Origin of the sequence: Endoryza foliicola, assembly GCF_050589245.1 — a bacterium.
GTDB lineage: Bacteria > Bacteroidota > Bacteroidia > Chitinophagales > Chitinophagaceae > Endoryza > Endoryza foliicola.
In genome coordinates, this window is sequence record NZ_JBOBEW010000001.1 from 769465 (window position 1) to 794405 (window position 24941).

A 24941-nucleotide genomic window follows, 5' to 3' on the forward strand; every position below is an offset into this window, starting at 1 on the left:
AATTGATATGAATATTAAAAAGATCATATACAGCTTGATGGTTTTGGCTGTTCTTGGATCCTGCAGCAAGATTGCTGACAAATTGGATTCCAATTTGAACAACCCCAATACCCCTGCTCCTGAGTCTGCGAGTTCAGATTTGTATCTGAATGTATTGCAGTTGGGATTCGCCGGATTGTTCGACGGTTTCTCAGACTACGGTATGCAGGTAACGCGACAAATTGTGATGTACGGACCAACCTATGGTACGGCTTACCAACCTCAAAGTTTTGATGGACTTTGGGACAATGCTTATACTACTGTATTTAAGCATGCAAACGCTTTGATTCCTATTGCGAATGCAGAAAAGAAATATGTTGTAGTAGGTATGGCTAAAATAATGAAAGCCTATACTATGATGACATTAGTTGACTATTTTGGCAACATACCGTACACTGATGCTAATTTAGGTGCTGATAATGTAAACCCAACAGTAGAGCAAGGAAAGGATGTTTACGCCAAAGCGATCGCTTTATTAGATGAGGCAATTGCTGATTTAGCAAAAACTCCCGGTTCTTACCCTGGTGTATTTGATTTGTTCTATGGTGCAACCAATGCAACCGGAGCTAAGAAATGGGTTACATTAGCTAAAACACTTAAGCTAAGAGCCTATGTTACAACACGTTTGGTTGACAATACTGTAACAGCGAAAATCAATGCACTTTTAACCGAGAATGATTTGATCGATACTCAAGCAGAGGATTTCGAATTCAAGTATTCTACAAAGCAAACCAACCCCAATAGCCGTCACCCACGTTACAACGGTAACTATTCTGCTACCGGAAGTGCCGGAGACTATATCGGAACTTATATGATGTGGGCATTGGTATACGATCAAACAAAGGGTACTTTTAGTAATAACCCAACTTCCGACAAGAGTGACCCTCGCACACGTTATTATTTGTACCGTCAACGTATCAACAGTTCTGATGTGAACTCAGCTTCTTCTTCATGTTCTGTTGCTCCACGTCCTGCGCATTATACAACAGACATGCCTTTCTGTTCTCCTATTCCTGGCTTCGGCGGTGGTTTCTGGGGAAGAGATCATGGCGATAACAGTGGTATTCCACCTGATGGACCATTGCGTACAACTTGGGGGATTTATCCAGCAGGCGGTGATTTTGATTCTGGTCAAGGTACGAGTGTTAGCTTAACAAGAGGTGGCCAAGGCGCAGGTATACAGCCAATATGGCAAACCGCCTTTACGCAGTTCTTAAAAGCTGAAGCTGCTTTAATGTTGGGTACAACAGGAAGTGCACGTACTTTGTTAGAGTCTGGTATACGAGCTAGCTTCGCAAAGGTATTGGGTTTCCCAGCAACTATTGCCGTTACTCCTAACGCTACATACGTACCATCTACAACTCGTCAAGATAACTACGTGGCTGCTGTACTTACTACCTACGATGCCGCTACAACCAATGACGCTCGTTTGGATGTAATTATGAAAGAATTCTACCTTGCACTTTGGGGTAATGGAGTTGACGCTTATAACAATTACAGAAGAACCGGTAAACCTGGAAATTTCCAATTGCCAATTGTAACAGCTCCAGGTGCCTTCACTAGTTCAATGTATTATCCTTCTGTTCACGTGAACCGTAACTTAAACGGAACCCAAAAATCAGGAGTTGACGTACATGTATTTTGGGATAACAACCCCGCAGGCTTTAACAAATAAAATTGAAAATTATGCGTAAAATATTTGTATCATTAGCGTTCATCGCAACACTGACTACTACGCTCTTTTCTTGTAAAAAAGTAGAGACCTATGGTAGTTTCGAATCGATGGATGTGGGCGCCTATGTGACGCTGGTTTCAAAAGGCAATAGCATTTTGGACTATGGCAACTTGGCGACAACCTCTGCTGATATCACAGTACGAGAGTTCGGTAGCCCTATCACTTCGGTTATTATTTATGCTACTGAAGGTGCGGCAAACCTTAATAGAACCGCTTGGAAAAAAGTAAAGGAAGTGCCTTTAAGTGGTGATACCAAGTTAGTTGTAACTGCAACTGAATTGGCTGCAGGTTTGGGTATTGCTCCAACTGCTCTTAAAACCGGTACTCAATATACCTTCTACAATCAATTGGTGTTGAAAGATGGACGTATCATTGATCCCGCGAATACAAACTCAGCTTTTCAGGGTATTACCAATTACAATATGGCGATGACCTGGAACGCAATTGTGGTTTGTCCTTTTAACTCTACTGGCTTTGCAGGAAACTTTCAGGTATTAGAAGACGGTTGGGCCGACTGGAGTGCAGGTGATGTTGTTCAAGTTTCAGCAGCAACCGCAACTTCTGTTACTTTACTTGTGTATCCGAACCCAGCCTTTGGCGGCTTCAATCAGCAACCTGTTACGGTTACCGTGAATGCAGCTACTGGTGCAGCTTCTATCGCAACTGCTCAATCCTATGGTGGATATGCAGGATTCGACAATGATATTAAAGTAAAAACGGTAGGTACAAATAACTGGGTATTCTCATGTACTGGAACTATTACCTTGAAACTTAACCACACAGGTGCTGCAAACTGGGGTGATTATACCTTACGTTTGAAGAAACTTTAGTGAGTGAAACTGTTCATATTGTTATTATGGAATATCCCCCTCAATTTGAGGGGGATATTTATTTTCAAGAAGAAATAAAAATTAATGATTATTTTTAATGTGATAACATATATTTAAATAACACCATGATTCACAGAGAGATATGTTAAGCAAAGCCTAAAGCCAACCTTTTATTTACATATGTTAACATATAATTAGTAAGCAGCACTCGTATTTTACCTCCTGTCATAGTTTTTGGCCGTTAAGAAATTTTAATCTATTTTTAATGCGACCACAATACAACTGAAAGACATGAGGAAATTTGCAATATTTACCATTAATCTGCTGCTGTTGGTAGTTACACCTGCTTTTTTTGCTCAGATTTTAGGTAAATCTGCTGTTTCACCCTCAGTTCCCTCTTCCTTTCCCAATAGTTCTGTTGCGCTGCCTTCGAAAGGAGTTACTACGAGTTTCATTACTACACGATATTCAAATTCCGCCACCCAACATTTCGCCGGCTCTAGCTATTCAACCGAAAAATTGTTGTTGAAAATGCAGACCAGCACCTTGAAAGCGTCTCTTACCAGTACCAAGACCAGTCCTTTTTCGCACGAAAGCTCAAAAATTATGCTGCCTCAAATGGGTAATGAACAGTGGTGTTCATTAGATCATTTGGTAATGATTCAGAGTTTTTCGTCGTAAGCCTAAACTTAGTAAACATCGTTGGTTGCCACCAACGCTCTACGATTGCAAGCCAAAAAATGCGGCTTTTTTAACTGTATCATAAACTTCAAGTAAAACAACAACATGGGAAAAATTGCAAAAAGTTTGTTGGTGATGTTAGTATTCGCCTACAACGTAGCTTTTTCGCAATCGGTTCAGGTTACTGGTAAAGTAACAGACGCAAATGATGCACCGGTTGTGGGCGCTACAGTAACGATCAAAAAATCGAAGACAGCCACTTCAACAGCAGCGAATGGTAGCTTTGCTATCAAAGCCAACGTTGGAGATGTGTTAGTAATCTCTTCGATTGGTTTCGAAGCTAAAGAAGTAACCGTAGGTTCTAGTGCGGTTATTGATGTGAAACTTAGTTTGGATACGAAGGCTTTGAGTGAGGTAGTAGTAACCGGTTCCGGTGTTGCTACCACAAAAAGACGCTTAGGTATCTCAGTTGAGTCGATCAAATCAGACAAATTACCAATTGTACCTGCAGCTTCGGTTGACCAGGCGTTGATTGGTAAAATTCCAGGTGCGCAGATTTCATCTGTATCGGGTAACCCTGGCGACCAAGTAAACATCGTGTTAAGAGGTATCAACACGGTATCGGGTGGTACTCGTCCGTTGGTGATGTTAGACGGGGTGGAAGTTCCATTCTCAAGTTTAACAACCTTGGATCTTACTCAAATTGAGCGTGTAGAGGTGGTACAAGGTGCGGCTTCTGCAACCATCTATGGTGCACAAGGTGCCAACGGGGTAATTCAATTGTTTACTAAGAAAGGTGTTAAAGGAAAAGTTTCCGTTAACTTCTCAACTAGTTATGCCAGCAATGAATTCATCAACGCAGGTAATTTTGGTAAGGCCGACAAACATCCTTATTTAACAGATGCTTCGGGTAATATCATTTCTGCTAACAACAGTGGTGGATTTACAGCAGGTCAAGTAATTAGCATTGATCCTACTTTGGGTTCTATCTTAGGTTCAGGTTCTATTGCGTACAAGTACGGTACTAACATTTCCGGTTTGGGTTTCACAACTCCGGGCGGTACTGCTAACTATACACGTTATGGTATTTTGGATCCACGTAATAATGCAAACCAACCATATGTAGGTGCGTTGCAATATCGCGATCATTTCAAAGAAGTATTTACCGGTTCTACCTCTATCAACAACTCGCTTTCAATTAGCGGTGGTGGTGAAAAAGTAGATGCCAACTTAACTATTTCTAATAACCAAACTACTTCTCCTTTCTTGGAGAACAATGGTAAATTGAACAGAACCAACTTGACTTCTAATATTGGTATCGAGTTGTTCAAAGGATTTACCATTCGTTCTGTAACAAGCGTGGCCTATGTTCAAAACAACATGCATCCAGGTTTGGGAGCTCCGGGTGGTGTAGGTTTTGGTAGAGGAGATCAAAACGCCGGCGTAGGTCAGGTGTATGGTTTCTTGAACACTTCACCATTCTTCAGCTTGAAAGATACGGTAGCAGGTGGTGTTTATCCAGCGTATCAAGTAGCTAGCTTCTTGAGTGTAAACGCCGGAAACCCTTACTACAGAATGATGTATTCTGATGGCGATAGCAAACAATACAATGTAATCCAGAACTTGGAAGCAAACTATAAAGTGAACAAGTTCCTTACTTTGAATGCTAAATACGGCGTGAGTGTAAGAAGCGAAAACGATAAATGGACTTTCTACAATCAAACTTTGAATGAAAGTTCAAACTTTTACGGTTCATGGGCTTCTGCATATAATGGAGCAGATAACACAGGTGAAATCGTAAACTATCAATACAACAACGTTCGTCAGAACTTCTTAGCTTCTGCGTTTGTAACAACTGATTTCCAAAAAGATTTCAATATCAAGCTTCCGATCTTCACTTCTACTCAGGTAGCTTTCGACTGGAGAAAGAATGAGTACAGAGAATACGATACTTGGGGCCAATCATTGCCTTTGTTCCCTCCATTTAACGTAAACTCTACTTCTTCTCAGCACATCATTACTGATTACATCGAACCATTTGTAACTTATGGTTTCTTGGTGGATCAGAAATTTGATTACGATAACTACGCGGGTATTACTGTTGGTGTTCGTACTGACTATTCTTCAGCATTCGGCGCGGGTTCTAAACCCTTTACCTTCCCTCACTACAATGGTTATGTGAACGTAGCTTCATTTCCATTCTGGGATGGTTTAAGCAAAGCAGTTCCTGCTTTCAAATTGAGAGCTGCTTATGGTAAAGCAGGTATCCAACCAGGTGCATTCGATCGTTATCCTACTTTGATTTCTCAACCAACAGGAAACGAGTTGACTTATGCTGCTAACCCAAGTCAAAAGAACCCTGCTCTGAACGTGGAAGTTTCTTCTGAAACAGAGTTCGGTACAGATGTAACCATTGATCTTTTGAAAGGAAGCTGGCTTAAGAATGTAAACTTCGCCTTTACCTACTGGCAAAGAAAGACAGACAATGCGATCTTCTATCAAAACGTTCCACCTTCAACAGGTGCATCTAGTTTGTTAACGAACGCCATTGGCTTGTCTTCACACGGTTGGCAAATTGGAATCAACCTTCCTGTTTATACTTCTAAGAATTTCTCTTGGGATTTGACTACTAACTTAAGCCGTCAAACTTCTATGATTGACAAGGTAGAGGGTGGTGATATTCCTTTGACATCTTTCGCAGGTTCTACCGGCTTGGTATTGGCTGCAGGAAGAAAGATCGGAGAAATCTATGGATATAAAGCTTTGACTAAAGTTGATCAATTAAGAGCTGATGGAGTTACTCCGTTTATCTCAGCTGCTAATCAGAAAAACTATGAGATTGTTGAAGGACGAGTGGTAAACAAGCTTACTAAGGCAATTTACTTCTCTGATGAAGCGGAATCATTGGGAGATCCAAACCCAAGCTTGATGGCTTCTTTCATCAACAACTTGAACTATAAAGGCATTGTTACTTTAGGATTCCAATTCGATTGGATCGCAGGTGCTCACTTGTACAACCAAACGAAAGAGTGGATGTATCGTGATGGTATCAGCAGCGACTTTACAAAACCTGTAACCATCAATGGTGAAACCGGTGCTTGGACTGCTTACTATGCTAGTGCTTACTACGCTTTGGGTGCAACTCCAAGAGGTGTTGGTAACAACGTAACAAAAGATTACTTCTATTATGATGCTTCTTTTGTAAGATTAAGAAACGTTTCTTTGGGTGTTGACTTTGCAAAAATTGCTAAGAAGCCATGGTTGAAAAAGACTCAGCTGGTTCTTAGCGGAAGAAACTTGTTGACATTTACAAAGTATCCTGGTATGGATCCTGAGATTTCATCTGGTGCTGCTAACTCAGCATTCGATAGAGGTGTTGACCACTCAACAATCCCTAACATGAAGTCTTACCAGTTGACATTGAACCTAGGGTTCTAATCTTAACCGTTTAAACTTACAGAAATGAAAATGAGATTAAATAATAAATTATTCAAGGGAACCCGCGCCAGCTGGTATGTATTATTGGCTGCGAGTTTGTTGGGTACTTCTTGTAAGAAGCAACTAGACGTTAAGAATCCGAACGATCCTACGTTTGGTGTTAACGTAGCAAATGAAGCCGGTTTGGCTTCGTATGCAAAGGGAAGTATTTATTGGAATGGTTTTGCTTATGGTAACGGATGGTTGGGAGACAGTTATTTCTCTCTTCCCTGGGGTTATCATGAGTTGATGGGAGATGCCATTGGTGGAGGTCAAGGTTCAAACAACCAAACCACAACTATGGGTGTTCCCGATAGTTTTGTGGCTGATCCTACTAATGCGGCCGCTACTACATTCACGAATACTTCTCCTCAAGCATCATCAATCATTCGTTCATTCAATAACTCTGCATCTACCGGACAAGGTAACAATGCATTGATTTATGAGTGGAAGAGTATGTATGCAATGATTAACTCTGCCAACACCATCCTTGAAGTGCTTCCTTCAATCAGTTTAACTACTGATAAAGTGAATGCAGTGAAGGCATGGGCGTATTGGTGGAAAGGATATGCTTATGCTCAAATTGGCACTTTGTATTATGCCGGTTTGATCTATGATCAAGCAGGTTCTGCAGGTCCACAAAATGTTTATGTGAGTCAAGATAAGATCATTGCTGAATCAAACAAGCAATTGAACTTGGCTTTAACAACATTGAATGCAGTGAGCAATGAGTCTGATTATTTGGCAATGATGAGTCAGTTAATTCCCGGTCAAAACCAAGTTGGTTTGGGTGGTGCATTAACAAAAGCTCATTTCATTGCTACTGTGAATACTATGTTGGCTAGAAACATTGTTTTGAACAAACTTTCTCCTTTTGTAAATGGAAACCCTTCCGCTACCATTGCGAAAGCTTCTATTGGAACAATGACCGCTGCTGATTGGAATCAAGTATTGACTTATACAACAGCCGGTGTTAAACAAGGATTCAATGTGTTTACAGGAAGAACTGCTTCCAGCAACTCATTCTTCTCTGCTAACGGTGGATCTGTAGCCGGTATGTGTGCCTTCTCTAATCAAAGCACTACTTACAAAGTGAGTGAGCGTTTGGTGTCTTCATTCAAAACAGGTGACAAGCGTTTGGGTAACTTCTCAACTGCTAACGGAACCTTCTATGGTGATGCGAATACCAACTCAACTCGTTACACCTTGGTAGATTTTGATATCGCTGGTTTGTCGGGATTCAAAACCCTAGGTACTCGTGCTGTAGGTAAATTAGAGATCTATATCGGTCCTACTTACGAAGAAAACGCATTGATGGCTGCTGAAGCAAATATCAGAACAGGTAATATTGAAGCCGGTTTGGCTTTGATTGATCAAGTTAGAAATTATCAAGGTGCCGGAGTAGCTGCAGTAGCAGGAACCGGTTTAACTTTGGCTCAAGCTTTAACTGAGTTGACAAAAGAAAGATATGCAGCTTTAGCATTCAGAGGTTTGTCTTTCTTCGACGCAAGAAGATGGGGTTGGACCTACTCTACTGCTAATGGTGGTGGTAGATATGGTGCTACTTTGATCTTCAACCGCGTAGTTTATACGAATGCAACCATCAACTACAACTTCATGGACTATTGGGATGTTCCCGGTGATGAAATCGAAAAGAACGCACCGGCTACAGGTTCTGCAGCTGTGAAGAATCCTAACTTCTAATTCGGAATTGTTAGTTTATATCTGAAGAGGCGCTTGAGAAATCGAGCGCCTTTCTCTTTGATCAGGATTTACAGGATTAAAGGATTTACAGGATGGATTTTGTAGGAGGATGAGGATGAGAGGAGACGAGGATGAGAGGAGGCGAGGAGATGAGGAGGCGAGGAAGAAAGAGAGACGTTGAATGGCGTGAACGACCCTGTACGGTCGAACATTAGTAGGAACGTGGAGACGAGGAAGGAGGAGACGAGGAAGGAGGAGATGCGTTGAATGCCGTGAGCGACCCTGTAAGGGTCGAACATCAGTAGAAGATACATTGATGATAAAAGAAAAAGCGCACCGGGGGTGCGCCTATAATGATGTATTAAATTTTGATTGATTCTTAGAGTTTGATTTCTTCTTCGTGTTGATCGAAGAAATGAAATTCAGTGAGGTGGTAATTGGTGTTTTCCTTCAATTTGATGGAGCGGCCATATTTGAAACGCCATTGCCATAATTTAGATCGGAAGAACAATCCTTTTGTGAGGAAGGAATAAATAATAGGGTTTACGCTGATCGTTAGATTTTTGTGCTGGTGGGTTACCAAATAACTTAAGTTCTTTTCAATTTCATCTTCTAGAATTAAAGTGGATGAAATTTTACCGGTACCGGCACAGCTAGGACAAACCTCTTGCGTATTGATATTCATTTCGGGTTTCATGCGCTGACGCGTAATTTGCATGAGTCCGAATTTAGAAATTGGAAGTACGGCATGCTTCGCTCTATCGGGGCGCATGAGTTCTTCCATCGATTCCATTAATTTCTTTTTGTTTTCGGGCAGCTTCATATCAATAAAGTCTACCACGATGATACCACCTAAGTCGCGCAAGCGCATTTGACGCGCTATTTCTGCGGCTGCTTCGAGGTTGGTTTCCAACGCATTTAACTCCTGATTGTTTCCTACGCTTTTGTATCCGCTGTTTACATCAATAACGTGAAGGGCTTCGGTGTGCTCGATAATAAGATAAGCACCACTTGGAAGGTTCACTGTTTTACCGAAAGCAGCTTTTACTTGCTTGGTAACACCGAATTGATCGAAAATAGGAGAACTATTGCTAGAGTAGGTAACAATTTCAGCCTTTTCGGGAGCGATGCGCTGGATATAAGAGCGCGTGTCGTTGAAAAGGTTTTTATCGTTCACTACAATTTTGTTGAAGTCTTCGTTCAACAAATCGCGGAGCATGCTGGTGGTTTTGGTTTGTTCACTCAAAATCTTTGCGGGAGCGATAGCGCCTTTAAGGTTGCTTTGAATGCTATTCCAGGTATCAACCAGCATTGATAAATCTTCGTGCAATTCAGCGGTATTCTTGCCTTCTGCGGCGGTACGTACAATTACTCCAAAGTTCTTGGGCTTGATGGCTTCAATGATCTTTTGGAGGCGTTTACGTTCGTCGGCAGAGTGAATTTTGCGCGAAACAGCCACGATGTCGTTAAATGGAGTGATCACCACAAATCGTCCGGGGAGGGAGATTTCGCAGCTAAGGCGAGGTCCTTTGGCGGCGATGGGTTCTTTGAGGATTTGCACCAAAATATTGGGCTTTCCGCTAAGAACTTCATTGATTTTGCCGGTTTTAATAATTTCGGGTTCAACCTGAAATTGGGCGAAATCGTAGCCGTTTTCGGAGTTATCGTTTATGGCGATGTTGGTGAATTTGAGTAGGGAGCGCGCATAGGGGCTCAGGTCGGTATAGTGAAGGAAGGCATCCTTCTCAAAACCAACGTCTACAAAGGCCGCGTTAAGTCCGGGAATGAGTTTTTTTACTTTACCGAGGTATAAATCACCCACAGCGAAATTTGCATCAGCTTTTTCATGATGTAATTCCACGAGTTTTTTATCCTCTAAAAGTGCTATTTCAACACCCTGGGGAGCAGCATTAATGATTAATTCCTTATTCAAGCGTTTTCTTCTTTAACCGTCAAACCATCATCACTACAAGGAAATATGCTGAAGTAGGGATTGCTTGCTCCAGATAAGCCGTAGGGCTCATGTAAGGCAAACAATCTTTTCAGCGAATAAGAAGGAAACAGCCGGCATACAAGGGGGTTTGCCGGCCGCTTAGTAGAAGAAATTATCTGCTCTTCTTCTTATGGCGGTTCTTTCTCAATCTTTTCTTACGCTTGTGCGTCGCAATTTTATGACGCTTTCTTTTTTTACCACAAGGCATAATGCACTCAATGATTTAGTTAATTAATTTAATTTCTTTCCGTTGCCGGATTTATTTTTTCAAGAGATCGATACGTTTATCGATTTCCTGTAAAATTTCTTTTTCTTGAAAGAAGGGTTTGCTGGCTTGATACCAGGTAATGGCTTCTTTCTTATTGCCGGAGCGTTCCAGTGATTCGGCCAGAGCAAGAATGGCTTCAACATTCTTGGGTTGGTTGCGAACTACTTTTTTGAGGCGCTCGGCTGCTTTGTCGAATTGACCGGATTCCATACCACCCATTGCCAGCATAAACTGAGCGTACATATTGGTTGTATCTCTTTCCGCTACTTCTCTTAACATTTGGATTCCCTGCATGGGGTTGTCGCTAATATTACCGAAAAGGTAACAACTACCGAGACCCACTTTGGTAGAATCGTTGTTAGGATTTATAGTCAGCGCTTTTTCAAATAACTCTTTGGCTTCAGTTGCCATCCACTTTTTCAAGGCCGGATCTTGCTGCTGGCGCAAGCCTTCCAAAAAATTGTGGCCTGCAAAGGTGAGGCTTTTTTCAGAATTTTCCAATTTAGATGCTAGTGCAACGTAATATGCGTTGGGAAGCAGGGAATGGAGGGTGTCTTTCCAGAAGTCGGCAAGCTGATGATACACTTTTACCTGCTGCTCTTTTACATTGCCTCGAACTACTGAATTTTCTAGTTTTTCGAGGTAATTTTGTTGATAATCAGGTAGTTGTGATTTTACTTGTTTGATATAGGAGGTAAAATCAAATGCTCCTGCAGCTTCCTGTTTGGAGGTAGCTACGGGAGCATTGGTATCTTTTTTAGGTGTTGTTCTTGCAAAAAAATAAATCGCACAGAAGAGCACAAGTCCGGTACTTAGGAAGATAATTTGCTGTTTTTTCACTTCACGTAGTTTAATGAAGCAGCAAAATTACATCTCATCATCCGGGTTTGGTTGATCTTCTTTTACAGATTGCAATTTTTTTACTTCGGCTACAAACTCCTTGGCTGGTTTGAACGCCGGGATAAAATGTTCGGGAATGTGCACAGCAACGTTTTTCTTGATGTTGCGTCCGATCTTCGCAGCTCTCTTTTTCGTAATAAAGCTACCAAACCCACGGATGTAAATGTTTTCACCCGTAGCTAAGGTGTCCTTAACTTCCTTAAACATGGTTTCCAGCGTAACCAAAACATCAACCTTGGGAATACCTGTTTTTTCAGATATTTGGTTAACGAGGTCTGCTTTTCTCATATAATTGAATTTTTAATGGGTTTACAAAGTTGTTATAAAAAATTTTTTCTGCCAAAACCCACAGAATCAATTCTTTACTGAAATTATGTTATTTATTGCAATTTAACAAGAAAAGTCTAAAATATTGATAATGAAATTTTTAAGACTTTTTTGCTCAATTTTGACAACTGTATTCATTTTCAAAACGTTATTTTAATAAAATTAGTATGAGTGCCTTGTTTATTAAGGAGTTATTGAGTTGGAATAGGGTAGAGAACAAGCGCACCATGCCCTGGAAAAACGAGACAGATCCCTACAAAATTTGGCTCAGTGAAATCATTCTTCAACAAACTCGGGTAGAACAGGGATGGAACTATTATCTCCGATTTATCGAAGCTTTTCCAACAGTACAAGATTTAGCCGCTGCACCCGAAAACAAGGTTTTTAAATTATGGGAAGGCCTTGGTTACTATTCGCGTTGCAGAAATTTGATTGCTTCGGCAAAAACAATTGTGAATGATTTCAACGGTATTTTTCCTTCTAGCTATGAAGCCATTTTATCACTAAAAGGCGTGGGTCCTTATACCGCAGCTGCCATCGCTTCTTTTGCGTTCAACTTACCACATGCAGTGGTGGATGGGAATGTACAACGAGTATTGGCGCGTTATTTTGGCAATCAAACACCCATTGATAGTACTGAAGGAAAAAAATGGTTCTCCGAAAAAGCACAGGAGTTGCTAAGCAAGAAGCATCCTGCAACTTATAATCAGGCTATTATGGATTTTGGCGCTACGGTGTGCAAGCCGCAACAGCCCTTGTGCAGCGATTGTCCATTGCAACAACACTGTGCCGCCTTCCAAACAAATACTGTTTCGTTATTACCCGTAAAGAGTAAGAAAATAGTTGTGAGAGATCGGTACTTGAATTACTTCGCGTTGGTTTATAAAAAGCGAGTAGCTATTCATTTGAGAACAGGGAAAGACGTATGGCAAAATCTTCATGAATTTGCATTGCTTGAATCGAGTACTGCAGCTACTGATACAGCAGCCTTGAAAAAATATTTGAAGCAAGAATTGAAGCTGTCTTCTTTTCGAATAGAAGAAGGTGCAGACCCCATCAAACACAAACTTTCGCACCAAACGCTTCATGTAAAGTTTTACGTAGTTCATGTAGAGATCCGGCCCAATTTGGGAAAAGATTTTCAATGGATTTCACGGAAAGAGATCGAACTGTTTGCCTTTCCTAAAGTAATTGTTAATTATCTCCCAAACCTGCCACTGTAAGCGGGTATTTTAGCACAGATGTGCGTTAAAAAATTGGCAATAACGGCTTTTAAAATATAACTTTAAGGAGGTTGTAGTTCATTGGTTCAATAGACTTTTGGATACAGCTCTTTAACACGACTAAACTTTATCACATATGAGAGGCGTTAACCGAGTAATGCTCATTGGAAACTTGGGCAAGGATCCGGATGTGCAGTTTTTGGAGGGAAATATTGGGGTAGCAAAGTTTCCTCTAGCTACTACTGAAACATTCAAAGACCGAACCGGCAAATTGGTATCTCAAACTGAATGGCATACCGTAGTTCTTTGGCGAGGACTGGCTGAGTTAGCGCAGAAATACCTTCACAAAGGCAGTTTGGTATACATCGAAGGCCGTTTACGCACAAGAAGTTGGGAAGATAAAGAGGGCAATAAAAAGTTTGCAACAGAAGTAATTGGCGATAATTTGATTATGCTAGATAAGAGACAAGACGGAGGCCATGGCGGTCCCGGATCGGAAAGTTTTGGAAATCAGGAAATTCCACCGTTTGGAGAACATTCCCCCGACTTACCATTTTAGCGCTACAATTGTTATTTTTGCGGGGGACAATATCGGAAACGATGTTGACGATAGTATCGTGAACTAAATATTCTATTTTGGAAACCGATTTGGTATTCTTATTTCAGCATTTATTTGCAAGCATTTTATTGGACGCTGCTTTTCAGGCAACTTCTACCATTCTCGCTTTATTTGTGGTAGTGTTCCTCATTTTGTCATTCTTCATATCAGGAGCTGAAATTGCTTTTCTTTCCTTGAATTATAGAGACATCAATGCACTTAGAACAAAGCAAGACGCAGGATGGAAACGTATTGCGCAATTGCTAGAAGAGCCCAAAGTGTTGATGACTTCGTTAACGGTGGCCAATGGATTTGTAAACATTGCCACGATCATTCTTGCCAATCTTCTAATTGATCAAATTCTTCCTCAGGAAATGGGGGCCTACACCAAATTGATCATCAAGATTCCTGCAATCACTTTTGCCATCATCTTATTTGGAGAAATACTACCCAAAATAAGAGCAACGCACAATAGCTTAAGAACGGCTTACGAGTCGGCCTCCTTGGTGGAAGTCATTTATTATGCTTTTCGAAGATTGGCGGGTTGGTTATTGGGCATTTCGGAGCAAATTGAAAAATTCTTTGGTGGGGTTCCTACTCAAGCATACAATCAGCAAGTTGAAGAAGCCATTAAGAGTAGTGTGAATGAAGAAGATGGTCAGAGAATGCTTACTGGCATTTATAAGTTCCGACATATTACTGTTAAACAGATCATGAAAACCAGATTGGATGTAAATGGAATTGATTTCAATTTCAATTATATTCAATTGAAAAAGCAAATTGAAGAACAGCACTATTCCAGACTACCGGTATATAAAGTTAGTTTAGATGATATTGTTGGAATGATACATACCAAGGATATTGTTCCTTATTTGCATGAAGATGCAAACTTCGACTGGCATACCCTGATGCGTACGCCTTATTTTGTTCACGAGCACAAATACATTGAAGATCTGCTACAAGAATTTCAGAGCAAGCGTATTCACTTTGCTGTAGTAGTAGATGAATTCGGCGGCACGAGTGGAATCGTAACGCTTGAAGATATATTGGAAGAAATTATTGGAGAAATTAAGGATGAGTTTGATGACGATGAAACGGCTAATAAAAAATTAGACGATAGCACTTATATTCTTGAAGGCAGGTTGATGATTCATGAAGCGTGTAGTTTGATGAATCTTCCACTCGATACCTTCGATGATGTTAGGGGTGAAAGTGACTCTATTGCCGGATTGATGTTGGAGTTGGCAGGCGTGATTCCAAAAGCCGGAGATGTGTTAACAGTTGGAGACTTCGAGTTTACTGTATTAGAAGTTGAAAAAAATAGAATTCAAAAAGTAAAACTTACGATAAAAATTCAGGAACCATAATGAGAGTTCATTGGCTAACGGCTTTATTCATTGTTGTGATCTCAGGCATCTCTGCTTGTAATAGTGATTATACAATTAAACCAAAAGGGTATTTCAAAATTGATTTTCCCGAACATAAGTATCAAGTGTTCAATGAACCCGGTTATCCTTATACTTTTGAGTATCCCGTTTATGCAAAAGTGGAGAAGGATACGACCATGTTTGATGATAACGACACCCCCTATTGGATCAATATCGACTTCCCTAGTTTTCAGGGTAAGATCTATGTAAGTTATAAAACCATCGTTGATACGGGGTTTGATAAATTGGTAGACGATGCTTTTAAGATGACCTATAAGCATACCAGCAAGGCAACCGAAATTCAGGACTCTTTAATGACCACTCCGAAAGGGCTGTCAGGTCTTTGGTTCAATGTTCGCGGAAATACCGCTACTGCAAAACAGTTCTTTGTTACAGATAGCGTGAAACATTTTCTAAGGGGAGCTTTGTATTTCGATGCCACACCGAATGAAGACTCTTTGCGCATCGTGAATGAGTTTCTGCAAGCCGATATGAAACATTTGATTAACACACTTCAATGGAAGTCTAAATAAAAGATTGTGATAATAATAGACAATGTATATATCAGTGATGATATCGTAGAAAAGCAATTTGTTTGTGATTTAAACAAGTGCAAAGGTGGTTGTTGTGAAGAAGGCGATGCAGGTGCTCCCTTAACAGAGGAAGAGTTGGACTTGATGGTGCAATACTTCGACAAGATCAAACCTTATTTACCTGCCGATGCTATTGCTGAAGTAGAAAAGAAAGGAAAATATGTTTATCACAAAGACTTTGGTTGGGTAACGCCAACCCTGGGTAACGATAACGAGATATGCGTATATGCATTTAGGGATCCCAAAGGAGTTATTAAATGCGGTTTTGAGCAAGCTTATTACGACGGCATTATTCCTTGGAAGAAACCTATCAGTTGTCATTTATTTCCAATTATTCATAAGAAAGGAAAACACGGTAATTATGGTCTTTTGAATTACGAGCCACGTCAGGATTTGTGCAAGGCTGCTTGTAAGTTAGGAGATAAGCTGAAGGTGCCGGTATATGAATTTTTGAAAGAACCTTTGGTTCGATTATATGGTGAAGATTTTTACAAGGCGTTGGAAGGGGCTGCAGAAGCCTATGAAGCATCGAATAAGAAATAATAAACGATGGTAGTATGAGTGAGATGTCACAATCTTTCTTGGCAAAGAGTACGATTAAGGCGGCAGATCTTGAGCACCGCAAGAAAATCAATTTTAATATTGGAAAGTACAATAGTGTAGTTCCGATTGGGAAGCAGCAGTTTTCTGCATTGGAGACTGCACGTGAGCGTGCGAAGAATTTGAAGTGGAAGGCGATTTCGCAATTGGATAAACATTTGGAAGATTTTGAAGCAAATTTCACAAAAAGAGGCGGCAAGGTAATTTGGGCAGAGACCACTGAACAAGCTTTAGATGAAATTCTAAAGATCTGTAAAGCCAAAAATTGCAAGAGCATAGTGAAGAGCAAGAGTATGGTTACAGAAGAGATCCATTTGAATGATTTTTTGGAAAAGAACGGAATTGAAAGCGTAGAAACGGATTTGGGTGAATACATTCAACAATTAGATGGTGAACCGCCTTATCATATTGTAACTCCGGCGATGCATAAAAGCAAAGAAGATGTAGCGAAATTATTTGCAGAAAAATTAGGAACGCCTTCTAATTTAACGCCGGAGCAACTGACTTTAGTAGCGCGCGAGAAATTGCGTCAAAAGTATGCAGAAGCTGAAATTGGAATTACGGGGGCAAACTTTTTGATTGCCGATACCGGTAGTATAGCGATCACAGAAAACGAAGGGAATGGTAGGTTGAGTTGTTCTTATCCTAAAACACATATTGCGATTACAGGCATTGAGAAGGTAATTCCATCTTTTACTGATTTGGGATTGTTTTGGCCATTGCTAGCAACTTTTGGAACGGGTCAGCAAGTGACCGTGTACAATTCTATCGTGAGTGGCCCTCGCCAACAAGGTGAATTAGATGGTCCCGATGAGATGTATGTGATTTTATTGGACAATGGAAGGACCAATATTTTAGCGAATGAGAAAGCACGTGAGAGTTTGTATTGCATTCGATGTGGTGCTTGTTTGAATGCTTGTCCGGTTTATAAGAATATTGGTGGTCATAGTTATGAAACTACGTACAGTGGCCCGATTGGATCGGTGATTACTCCGCATCTGAAAGAGATGCACGAATGGAAGCATTTAAGTTATGCATCCAGTTTATGTGGTAACTGTACGGAAGTGTGTGCAGTAAAAATCAATTTGCACGAGCTTTTGTTGGAGAATAGGGCGGAGGCAGTTGAAGCAGGAGATGCAAGTTTCTCAGAGAAGATGGCATGGAAGGTTTGGAAACAAGCTAGTTTGCGCAGAAGTTGGATGAATCAGGGCTCCGGCTCTTTGAAGAATAAAATAGTCAATAAGATTTTCAAAGGTTGGACCACACATCGTTCAGAGTTGAATTTTTCGCCTAAGACCTTCAATCAGATGTGGAAAGAAAAAAGAGGCGAGTAAAGAACTGATTTTGGTAAGCCGCTAATACTTCTCTATTTTGTGTACAACATGTTGTTGTACAGTACCTCCATATCGAATAGGTTACGTTATGTGATTTCCTTTGTTGGAAAAGAATTGTTTCCTGATCCAATTGAGATTACAACGGATGCTGTACAATTTCAGGCGTATGATGGAGCCAAAATTAATTATTCGGAAGACCCTTTTTCAGAGGCTGAATTCCATATACAGCCCCAAGGTTTGTTGTTTGAAACAGGTGTAAAGCCTCAGCAAATTGAATGTTTTGAACTTAATTTTCACAAGGCTTTCTTTCCAAGCAAAGGTGATCATCCTTTCGATTTGTTTTCAGCTATTTTTTATTTGATTAGCAGGTATGAAGAATACTTGCCACATGAAAAAGACCATTATGGAAGGTATGCGCATTATCAATCGCTCGCATATAAAGAAGGATTTCTGCAACAGCCATTGGTGAATATATGGTTGACTGATTTCAAGAAAACCTTGGAGCGAAAATATCCCGGTCTTCTTTTTAAACACCATACTTTTCAATGTTTGATAACTTATGACATCGATATAGCTTATGCCTATACGAAAAAAAGCACTCTACTAAAATGGGGTGGTTATTTAAAAGATCTTTTGAAAGGCAATTGGGCGGAGTTAGAGCAGCGAACGCAGGTGTTGGCAGGAAAAGAGAAAGATCCTTACGACTGTTTTGAGTGGCTGGATGCCCTGCATTTGTATTGCAGAATAAAGCCTCATTATTTTTTCTTGGTAGCGTCTAAGAGAGGAGAATATGACAAGAATACGCCTACTTCCAATAAGGCTTTGCAGGAATTGATTGGATATGCATCTCAGCAGTACAAAATTGGGATACATCCTTCTTGGCAAAGTGGTGATGACACGACCTTATTAAAAGAAGAGCGAGATTGGTTGGAGGTGGTGGCTGATAAAGAAATTACCCATTCGCGACAACATTATATCCGATTTGAATTGCCGACTACATTTAGAACCCTGGAAGAGATAGGAATAGAGAAGGAGTTTTCAATGGGGTACGGAACGATCAATGGGTTTAGAGCATCGGTTGCGTCCTCTTATCAATGGTATGATTTGGAGCAAGAGCGAATTTCTGATTTGGTGTTGTATCCCTATTGTTTTATGGATGCCAATGCATTTTATGAGCAGCGCTATCAACCGCAACAAGCTTATGCAGAACTGATGCAATTGTACCAGCAGGTGAAGCGTCATTCAGGTTTATTTATTTCCATATGGCACAATCATATGTTGGGTTCACATCCGATGTTTAAAGGATGGGCTGAGATGTTTGAGTTGTTTATGAAGGAAACGGTATATTGGGATGCGTATAATTCTTAATTAATAATTAAAGAATTAATAATTGATAATGGAACAGCCGAAATACAGGAGCGAGGATGAGAGGAGACGAGGAGAGAGGAAGCTGCAATTTGTTTATGTGGTGATGTGTTAATGAGGGAATTAACTGCAGGCATGGAGCCAGCGTTGCGTAACCGCTGCGACGACTGCGCCGCTGCGGTGAAAAAACAGGGAATACAGGAGGGAGGAAGCTGCAATTTGTTTATGTGGTGATGTGTTAATGAGGGAATTAACTGCAGGCATGGAGCCAGCGTTGCGTAACCGCTGCGACGGCTGCGCCGCTGTGGTGAAAAAACAGGGAATACAAGAGGGAGGATAAGAGGAGACGAGGAGAGAGGAAATGCGAAAAAGGAAGAGGAGCAGGAACAGGGGGAATACAGGAGTGAGGATGAGAGGAGACGAGGAAAGACAGAGAAATAATTTATTTGCGAATTCTTTGCGGACTTGGCGTTCTCTGCGGTGAATTTGAAACTGAAGATTCAGACTATTTGTTTTGGCAAAAATTAGTTTTACAGGTACAATTCGGGCGGCATCTAAGGAAACGATGAGACGAATTTCGGTGATTCATCCAAAGAATTTCCGACAAAAGGGAACGCATGCCAAGGCAATTTTTGCATTGGGTATGGTTTGTTTTTTTTGGGGTACCACATGGATCGCTTCAAAGCAAGGAGTGAAGTATATGCCCGCCTTGCAATTGGCCGGTATTCGGCAATTGCTCGGAGGTTCTTGCTATTTACTTTATTTCCTTTATAAAGGCGCTACATGGCCCAAGGGTAAGGAATGGGGTCCCATTATCTTGCTGGCTATTTTGAATTTTTCTCTTTCCAATGGGCTGAGTACTTGGGGTGTTAAATACATTACAGCAGGGCTGGGCTCTATTATTGGCGCCATTGTTCCATTGTGGATCGTACTGATTGGTTATTTGAGAACGAGGGAATTGAAGCCAATAACTACATTTGGTATTGTGTTGGGCTTTGGAGGTATTTGCGTGGTATTTTTTGAGCACTTGCATGATTTCTTTAACCCGCAGTTCAGTTTTGGGATCTTTATGTCTATTACGGCTACCCTAACCTGGGCTATTGGTTCGTTGTATACAAAGAAGCAGGCCTTGTCATTCAATCCGTATATGAGTATTGGTTTGCAAATGGTGATTTCCGGCATTGCATTGAGTGCAGTAAGTGGTGTTACAGGTGCTACCGTTCCTATTTGGGAAATACCTTGGCAGAGTTGGGTTGCAATTTCCTATCTCGTCATTTTTGGTTCAGTGATTTCTTTTATCGCATATTTGTATGCACTTCAGCATTTGAGTGCAGAGCAGTCTTCGATATATGCTTATATCAATCCAATTATCGCTGTATTGTTTGGTGCGGCATTGTTTCAGGAGCCGCTCACTATCTATATTATAGCCGGTGGTATGATTACATTGTTAGGAGTGTATTTGGTGCAGAGAGGGCAGAAAGCAATTAATAATTAAGAATTGGGGATGCCTGACGTTGTTGAGGATTGTGGCTATTGCCGCGAAGAATAAACTTTGGTTTTCGCTTATAATGGTTTACTCTTCGTATTCATTATTCCACGCATATTTTCCAAAAATAAAGAGACCGGTAGTGATGGGTATGAATATAACCAATATGATTGACCATTGGAGAATGGTGTTGGTTTTATTGGCTACTGTAGCGGCCGCTATTTTATCATTTGCTTGAAGGAATAGAAAGGCAATGATGGTTGGAGCGAGGAGCATCCAAACAATTCCGAGGTATTTTTTTAATAAGTTCATTGGTTACTATTTTATTCTGACAGTGCAGGTTTATTTTTTAAATAGATGGTTCCAATAATAAAGCAGAGCAATGCCACTGAAATGGGGTAGCCTAATCCGATGAGTGGGTTTCCGGTTCCTCCATTACTTTTAGATAGTTCTACCATCAATGTACTTAAGAATGGCACTAACCCCCCAAATACGCCGTTTCCTATGTGATAAGGCAGCGACATAGACGTATACCTAATTTTTGTTGGGAACATTTCAACAAGGAAAGCTGCAATTGGACCGTACACCATGGTAACAAAAAATACCTGGATGAATACGAGGAAACTTAAATACCAAAAGCTGGAACGATCGAGTGCTTTTTCAACCGAGAGCGCGTGCTTCTTGCTAATTGATTTTGCAGTTACGGTTGCGCTTCCATTTTCAAGAACAGTTTTTGGGCCGGCTTTTCTACTATAAACAAGGGCATTTGCGTTTGAGTCCACCACAATTTTTAGTTCTTTTGTATTGGGTACGCTCTTCTCCAAAAGGGTGATGGTGTCCGTTTTTGTAAAGCTAAATTTCGCGCCATCACTGTAAAGGGTGTCGTATTTTGTAATTCGGTGCAATACATTTGGCCTCTTACTATCTACTGTTACTACTGAACTGGGTTCGGTAGCACTACTAAACAAAGCTCGTTTGGTAGTAGCGCTGGTGGTGTTCAACATGCTATCGTAAATGAAATAATAGGAACAAGCAGCTACCAACATACCGGTTAATATAATCCATTTTCTTCCGACTCTATCGCTCCATGAACCAAAGATCACAAAGAATGGAGTAGCGAAAAGAATTGCTACTAAAATGATATTTCTTGAATCTTCAAAATTTACTCCACAGGTATTCTCTAGAAATGATTGAGCGTAAAACTGGCCGGTATACCAAACTACTCCTTGACCCATAACGGCTCCAAAGAGAGCCAACAACACCATTTTAAAATTGGCTTTGTTGCCAAAACTTTCTTTGAGTGGGTTTTTAGAAGTTTTTCCGGATGATTTGATTTTTTCGAACAATGGAGACTCGCTCATTCTCATTCGAATGATAATGGACACGAACACAAGTAACAATGATATCCAAAATGGATATCTCCAGCCACCCCATTCAGATTCAAAATCGGTTATGCTCTGTGATTTACGAATTAAGATGATTACGCCTAGGGCTAAGAAAAGGCCAAGGGTTGCTGTAGTTTGGATCCAGGAGGTCCAGAAGCCTCTTCTATTAATTGGAGCGTGTTCAGCTACATACGTTGCGGCGCCACCGTATTCTCCTCCCAAGGCGAGCCCTTGAACAAGTCTTAGTAGTAAAACTAATAATGGTGCCCACCAACCAATGGTGACGTAGCCCGGAATAAGGCCTATAGCGAAGGTTGAACCACCCATTAAAACCAGTGTTAGAAGGAATGTGTATTTTCTTCCAATGAGGTCTCCCAATCGTCCGAATACCAATGCACCGAATGGGCGAACGATGAAGCCTGCTGCAAATATTGCTAAAGTGCTTAACAAGGCAGCTGTTCCGGAATCTTCGGGAAAAAATTGACTCGAGATCACTTTGGCGAGCATTCCGAAAATATAGAAATCATACCACTCGATAAGTGTTCCAACAGAGGATGCACCAATAATGAAACCCATTTTACCGGGTGTATTGTTCAAAGTACTCATAAGCAAGTTGGCGTTGAAAGGGAGTTCAAAAACTGAGTTGAATATACCTATTTTTTTAAAGAGTTTGGTTATAAACAGGCTCAAACATTGAAATGTACGAATAACACAATAAATGGTTAACAAAGTATAATTCAATAAGTAGGATGATTGTACTTTTTTTGATTTGAGTTTTATCTTTTTATTAGAAAGGCCTTAGCTTGGTCTTTTAGAAATTGAGAATGTGTATCTTTAGAACTCAAATTTACAAGCTCAATTTTTAAAAATTTTAGCAAGTTAATTCCTAACGATCATGTCATATTCATTTCAAATCAAAGATGCAGCAGGGTATCAATCGGCCTATAAGAAAAGTGTTTCTGATCCGGAAGGATTTTGGGGAGATGTAGCTTCTAGTTTTTATTGGAGAAAGAAGTGGGATAAAGTATTGGATTGGAATTTTAAAGAGCCGAATATCAAGTGGTTTGTAAATGGTAAGTTGAACATTACGGAGAACTGCTTGGATCGTCATTTAGGGACTTTAGGAAATAGGCCTGCCATTATTTGGGAGCCAAATGACCCCGAAGAACACCATCGCGTTATTACTTACCGCGATTTATACAACAAGGTTTCTCAGTTTGCCAATGTTTTAAAGAACAATGGAGTTAAGAAAGGTGACCGAGTGTGTATTTACATGGGTATGATTCCTGAGTTGGCTATTGCCGTATTGGCCTGTGCGCGTATTGGTGCCATTCACTCTGTAGTATTTGGTGGCTTTAGTGCACAAAGCATTGCCGATCGCCTGTACGACGCGAATGCAGAGTACATCATTACTTGTGATGGAGCGTTTCGTGGTAATAAAGATATTCCTTTGAAATCGGTGATCGACGATGCATTGGTTGGATGCCGATTTGTGAAGAAAGTAATTGTGGCCACACGTACCCGCACTCCTGTGAGTATGCTAAAAGGACGTGATGTGTGGTGGGAAGACGAAATTAAAAAAGTAGAGACCATGGGTAACCCCGATTGCCCTGCTGAGGAAATGGATGCTGAAGATCCACTCTTCATTCTATACACATCAGGTTCTACCGGTAAACCAAAAGGAGTAGTTCACAGCTGCGCAGGTTACATGGTATACACTACATATTCGTTTGTAAACGTATTTCAATATCAGCCCGGTGATATTCATTTTTGTACAGCCGATATTGGCTGGATTACAGGTCACAGCTATATTGTATACGGTCCTCTTGCAGCAGGCGCTACCACTTTGATGTTTGAAGGTGTACCTACATGGCCTGATGCCGGACGATTCTGGGATATCATTGATAAATACAAAGTAAATATTCTTTATACAGCCCCCACAGCAATTCGTTCTTTGATGGGTTTTGGATTGGGTCCTGTTCAAGGTCATGATTTGAGTTCATTAAAGGTATTGGGTACTGTTGGTGAGCCTATTAATGAAGAGGCTTGGCATTGGTATGATGAACACATTGGAAAGAAGCGTTGCCCTATTGTAGATACTTGGTGGCAAACTGAAACCGGTGGTGTACTAATTTCAAATATGGCAGGAATTACACCGGGTAAACCTGCGCATGCTACACTGCCCTTACCGGGTGTTCAACCTGTGTTGGTTGATGAGAAAGGAGTTGAGCTTGAAGGGAATGGAGTAAGTGGTAATTTATGCATCAAGCATCCTTGGCCTTCAATTTTAAGAACTACCTATGGCGATCACGAACGCTGCAGGGTAAACTATTTCGCTACTTACGAGAATATGTACTTTACGGGTGACGGTGCTTTGAGAGATGAAGAAGGTAATTACAGAATTACCGGTAGGGTAGATGATGTATTGAACGTAAGTGGTCACCGTATTGGAACGGCTGAGGTTGAAAATGCGATCAACATGCATGCTGGTGTGGTGGAAAGTGCCGTAGTAGGCTATCCGCACGATATCAAAGGCCAAGGCATTTATGCCTATGTGGTGTTTGGTCAAATGCATGGCGATGAAGCATTGACTCGTCAAGACATTTTGCAAACGGTAACTAGAGTTATTGGTCCCATTGCGAAGCCAGACAAAATTCAATTTGTAAGCGGATTACCTAAAACGAGAAGTGGAAAAATCATGCGTCGCATTTTGAGAAAGGTAGCGGAAGGCGAAACTGAAAACCTAGGCGATACTTCTACTTTGTTGGATCCGGGTGTGGTTGAAGAAATTAAGAATGGAAAAATTTAGTAGAGGGCGTCAAATTAAAAATTAATTGGTAAGAATTAATAATGAAGGTCTCGCTGGAAAGCGAGACCTTTTCCTTTTGTGGTAACATTTACTTGTAAACTGAACGACCGCTACAACCGACCGTTCTAAACAGTATGGCTTCTGGTTAGTATAGCAGGAATATTGCC

Annotated in this window: 19 protein-coding genes; 14 read left to right on the forward strand and 5 right to left on the reverse strand. The window is 40.8% G+C overall.

What is annotated here, in order from left to right:
• Positions 1-7 precede the first annotated feature (7 nt).
• From ACQ2HE_RS03295 to ACQ2HE_RS03315, 5 genes are all read left to right on the forward strand, one after another.
• Positions 8-1714 (forward strand): SusD/RagB family nutrient-binding outer membrane lipoprotein, encoded by a 1707-nt coding sequence (locus ACQ2HE_RS03295; protein ID WP_430894579.1) that lies wholly within the window; start codon positions 8-10, stop codon positions 1712-1714.
• Between the two features lie 11 nt (positions 1715-1725).
• A complete protein-coding gene (locus ACQ2HE_RS03300; RefSeq protein ID WP_430894577.1) occupies positions 1726-2604 on the forward strand; it encodes a hypothetical protein in 879 nt (292 codons plus the stop codon).
• 291 nt (positions 2605-2895) lie between these two features.
• Positions 2896-3285 (forward strand): hypothetical protein, encoded by a 390-nt coding sequence (locus tag ACQ2HE_RS03305; RefSeq protein ID WP_430894575.1) that lies wholly within the window; start codon positions 2896-2898, stop codon positions 3283-3285.
• 105 nt (positions 3286-3390) lie between these two features.
• Positions 3391-6723 (forward strand): SusC/RagA family TonB-linked outer membrane protein, encoded by a 3333-nt coding sequence (locus tag ACQ2HE_RS03310; protein WP_430894573.1) that lies wholly within the window; start codon positions 3391-3393, stop codon positions 6721-6723.
• Positions 6724-6747: 24 nt separating this feature from the next.
• Positions 6748-8466, forward strand: a complete 1719-nt coding sequence (locus tag ACQ2HE_RS03315) for a RagB/SusD family nutrient uptake outer membrane protein (protein WP_430894571.1) — start codon at positions 6748-6750, stop codon at positions 8464-8466.
• A 379-nt stretch (positions 8467-8845) separates the two neighbouring features.
• Here ACQ2HE_RS03315 and ACQ2HE_RS03320 read toward each other — a convergent pair whose 3' ends face one another.
• The 3 genes from ACQ2HE_RS03320 to ACQ2HE_RS03330 all read right to left on the reverse strand — a co-directional run bounded on the left by ACQ2HE_RS03320 (position 8846) and on the right by ACQ2HE_RS03330 (position 11915).
• Positions 8846-10399, reverse strand: coding sequence for an Rne/Rng family ribonuclease (locus ACQ2HE_RS03320; RefSeq protein WP_430894569.1), 1554 nt, complete (start codon positions 10397-10399; stop codon positions 8846-8848).
• A gap of 319 nt (positions 10400-10718) precedes the next feature.
• Positions 10719-11567 (reverse strand): tetratricopeptide repeat protein, encoded by an 849-nt coding sequence (locus ACQ2HE_RS03325; RefSeq protein ID WP_430894567.1) that lies wholly within the window; start codon positions 11565-11567, stop codon positions 10719-10721.
• A 27-nt stretch (positions 11568-11594) separates the two neighbouring features.
• Positions 11595-11915, reverse strand: coding sequence for an HU family DNA-binding protein (locus ACQ2HE_RS03330; RefSeq protein ID WP_430894565.1), 321 nt, complete (start codon positions 11913-11915; stop codon positions 11595-11597).
• A 206-nt stretch (positions 11916-12121) separates the two neighbouring features.
• On the opposite strand from ACQ2HE_RS03330, the gene mutY reads away from it, so the two are divergent.
• The 8 genes from mutY (at position 12122) to ACQ2HE_RS03370 (ending at position 20589) form a co-directional block, all read left to right on the forward strand.
• Positions 12122-13177, forward strand: coding sequence for an A/G-specific adenine glycosylase (gene mutY, locus ACQ2HE_RS03335; RefSeq protein ID WP_430894563.1), 1056 nt, complete (start codon positions 12122-12124; stop codon positions 13175-13177).
• Between the two features lie 136 nt (positions 13178-13313).
• Entirely contained in the window at positions 13314-13736 is a 423-nt protein-coding gene (locus ACQ2HE_RS03340) for a single-stranded DNA-binding protein (RefSeq protein WP_430894561.1), read from the forward strand.
• 77 nt (positions 13737-13813) lie between these two features.
• Positions 13814-15142 (forward strand): hemolysin family protein, encoded by a 1329-nt coding sequence (locus ACQ2HE_RS03345; protein WP_430894559.1) that lies wholly within the window; start codon positions 13814-13816, stop codon positions 15140-15142.
• Positions 15142-15735 carry a gliding motility lipoprotein GldD gene (gene gldD, locus ACQ2HE_RS03350; RefSeq protein WP_430894557.1) on the forward strand — a complete coding sequence of 198 codons (594 nt, stop codon included), beginning with the start codon at positions 15142-15144 and terminating at the stop codon, positions 15733-15735. The genes ACQ2HE_RS03345 and gldD overlap by 1 nt, the downstream gene beginning before the upstream one ends.
• Positions 15736-15741: 6 nt before the next feature.
• On the forward strand, positions 15742-16338 hold the full coding sequence (locus tag ACQ2HE_RS03355) for a DUF3109 family protein (RefSeq protein WP_430894555.1): 597 nt from the start codon (positions 15742-15744) through the stop codon (positions 16336-16338).
• Between the two features lie 14 nt (positions 16339-16352).
• A complete protein-coding gene (locus tag ACQ2HE_RS03360; RefSeq protein WP_430894553.1) occupies positions 16353-17729 on the forward strand; it encodes a LutB/LldF family L-lactate oxidation iron-sulfur protein in 1377 nt (458 codons plus the stop codon).
• A 48-nt stretch (positions 17730-17777) separates the two neighbouring features.
• Entirely contained in the window at positions 17778-19097 is a 1320-nt protein-coding gene (locus ACQ2HE_RS03365) for a polysaccharide deacetylase family protein (protein WP_430894551.1), read from the forward strand.
• A gap of 562 nt (positions 19098-19659) precedes the next feature.
• Positions 19660-20589 carry a DMT family transporter gene (locus tag ACQ2HE_RS03370; RefSeq protein WP_430894549.1) on the forward strand — a complete coding sequence of 310 codons (930 nt, stop codon included), beginning with the start codon at positions 19660-19662 and terminating at the stop codon, positions 20587-20589.
• A 78-nt stretch (positions 20590-20667) separates the two neighbouring features.
• On the opposite strand, the gene ACQ2HE_RS03375 is transcribed toward ACQ2HE_RS03370, so the two are convergent.
• Both ACQ2HE_RS03375 and ACQ2HE_RS03380 read right to left on the reverse strand, forming a co-directional pair.
• Entirely contained in the window at positions 20668-20892 is a 225-nt protein-coding gene (locus tag ACQ2HE_RS03375; protein WP_430894547.1) for a DUF6814 family protein, read from the reverse strand.
• A gap of 11 nt (positions 20893-20903) precedes the next feature.
• Positions 20904-22571, reverse strand: a complete 1668-nt coding sequence (locus tag ACQ2HE_RS03380; RefSeq protein ID WP_430894545.1) for an MFS transporter — start codon at positions 22569-22571, stop codon at positions 20904-20906.
• Between the two features lie 289 nt (positions 22572-22860).
• Here ACQ2HE_RS03380 and acs point away from each other — a divergent pair, with 289 nt between their 5' ends.
• Positions 22861-24774 carry an acetate--CoA ligase gene (gene acs / locus ACQ2HE_RS03385; protein ID WP_430894543.1) on the forward strand — a complete coding sequence of 638 codons (1914 nt, stop codon included), beginning with the start codon at positions 22861-22863 and terminating at the stop codon, positions 24772-24774.
• The last annotated feature ends 167 nt before the right edge of the window (positions 24775-24941 follow it).

Excerpts from the sequence above, each read along its gene's own strand:
- ACQ2HE_RS03330 (WP_430894565.1), bottom strand. The coding sequence starts at position 11,915 with ATGAGAAAAGCAGACCTCGTTAACCAAATATCTGAAAAAACAGGTATT.
- ACQ2HE_RS03365 (WP_430894551.1), top strand. The coding sequence starts at position 17,778 with ATGTTGTTGTACAGTACCTCCATATCGAATAGGTTACGTTATGTGATT.
- ACQ2HE_RS03380 (WP_430894545.1), bottom strand. The coding sequence starts at position 22,571 with ATGAGTACTTTGAACAATACACCCGGTAAAATGGGTTTCATTATTGGT.
- mutY (WP_430894563.1), top strand. The coding sequence starts at position 12,122 with ATGAGTGCCTTGTTTATTAAGGAGTTATTGAGTTGGAATAGGGTAGAG.
- ACQ2HE_RS03340 (WP_430894561.1), top strand. The coding sequence starts at position 13,314 with ATGAGAGGCGTTAACCGAGTAATGCTCATTGGAAACTTGGGCAAGGAT.
- gldD (WP_430894557.1), top strand. The coding sequence starts at position 15,142 with ATGAGAGTTCATTGGCTAACGGCTTTATTCATTGTTGTGATCTCAGGC.
- ACQ2HE_RS03375 (WP_430894547.1), bottom strand. The coding sequence starts at position 20,892 with ATGAACTTATTAAAAAAATACCTCGGAATTGTTTGGATGCTCCTCGCT.
- ACQ2HE_RS03310 (WP_430894573.1), top strand. The coding sequence starts at position 3,391 with ATGGGAAAAATTGCAAAAAGTTTGTTGGTGATGTTAGTATTCGCCTAC.
- acs (WP_430894543.1), top strand. The coding sequence starts at position 22,861 with ATGTCATATTCATTTCAAATCAAAGATGCAGCAGGGTATCAATCGGCC.
- ACQ2HE_RS03315 (WP_430894571.1), top strand. The coding sequence starts at position 6,748 with ATGAAAATGAGATTAAATAATAAATTATTCAAGGGAACCCGCGCCAGC.
- ACQ2HE_RS03300 (WP_430894577.1), top strand. The coding sequence starts at position 1,726 with ATGCGTAAAATATTTGTATCATTAGCGTTCATCGCAACACTGACTACT.
- ACQ2HE_RS03360 (WP_430894553.1), top strand. The coding sequence starts at position 16,353 with ATGAGTGAGATGTCACAATCTTTCTTGGCAAAGAGTACGATTAAGGCG.
- ACQ2HE_RS03370 (WP_430894549.1), top strand. The coding sequence starts at position 19,660 with ATGAGACGAATTTCGGTGATTCATCCAAAGAATTTCCGACAAAAGGGA.
- ACQ2HE_RS03305 (WP_430894575.1), top strand. The coding sequence starts at position 2,896 with ATGAGGAAATTTGCAATATTTACCATTAATCTGCTGCTGTTGGTAGTT.
- ACQ2HE_RS03295 (WP_430894579.1), top strand. The coding sequence starts at position 8 with ATGAATATTAAAAAGATCATATACAGCTTGATGGTTTTGGCTGTTCTT.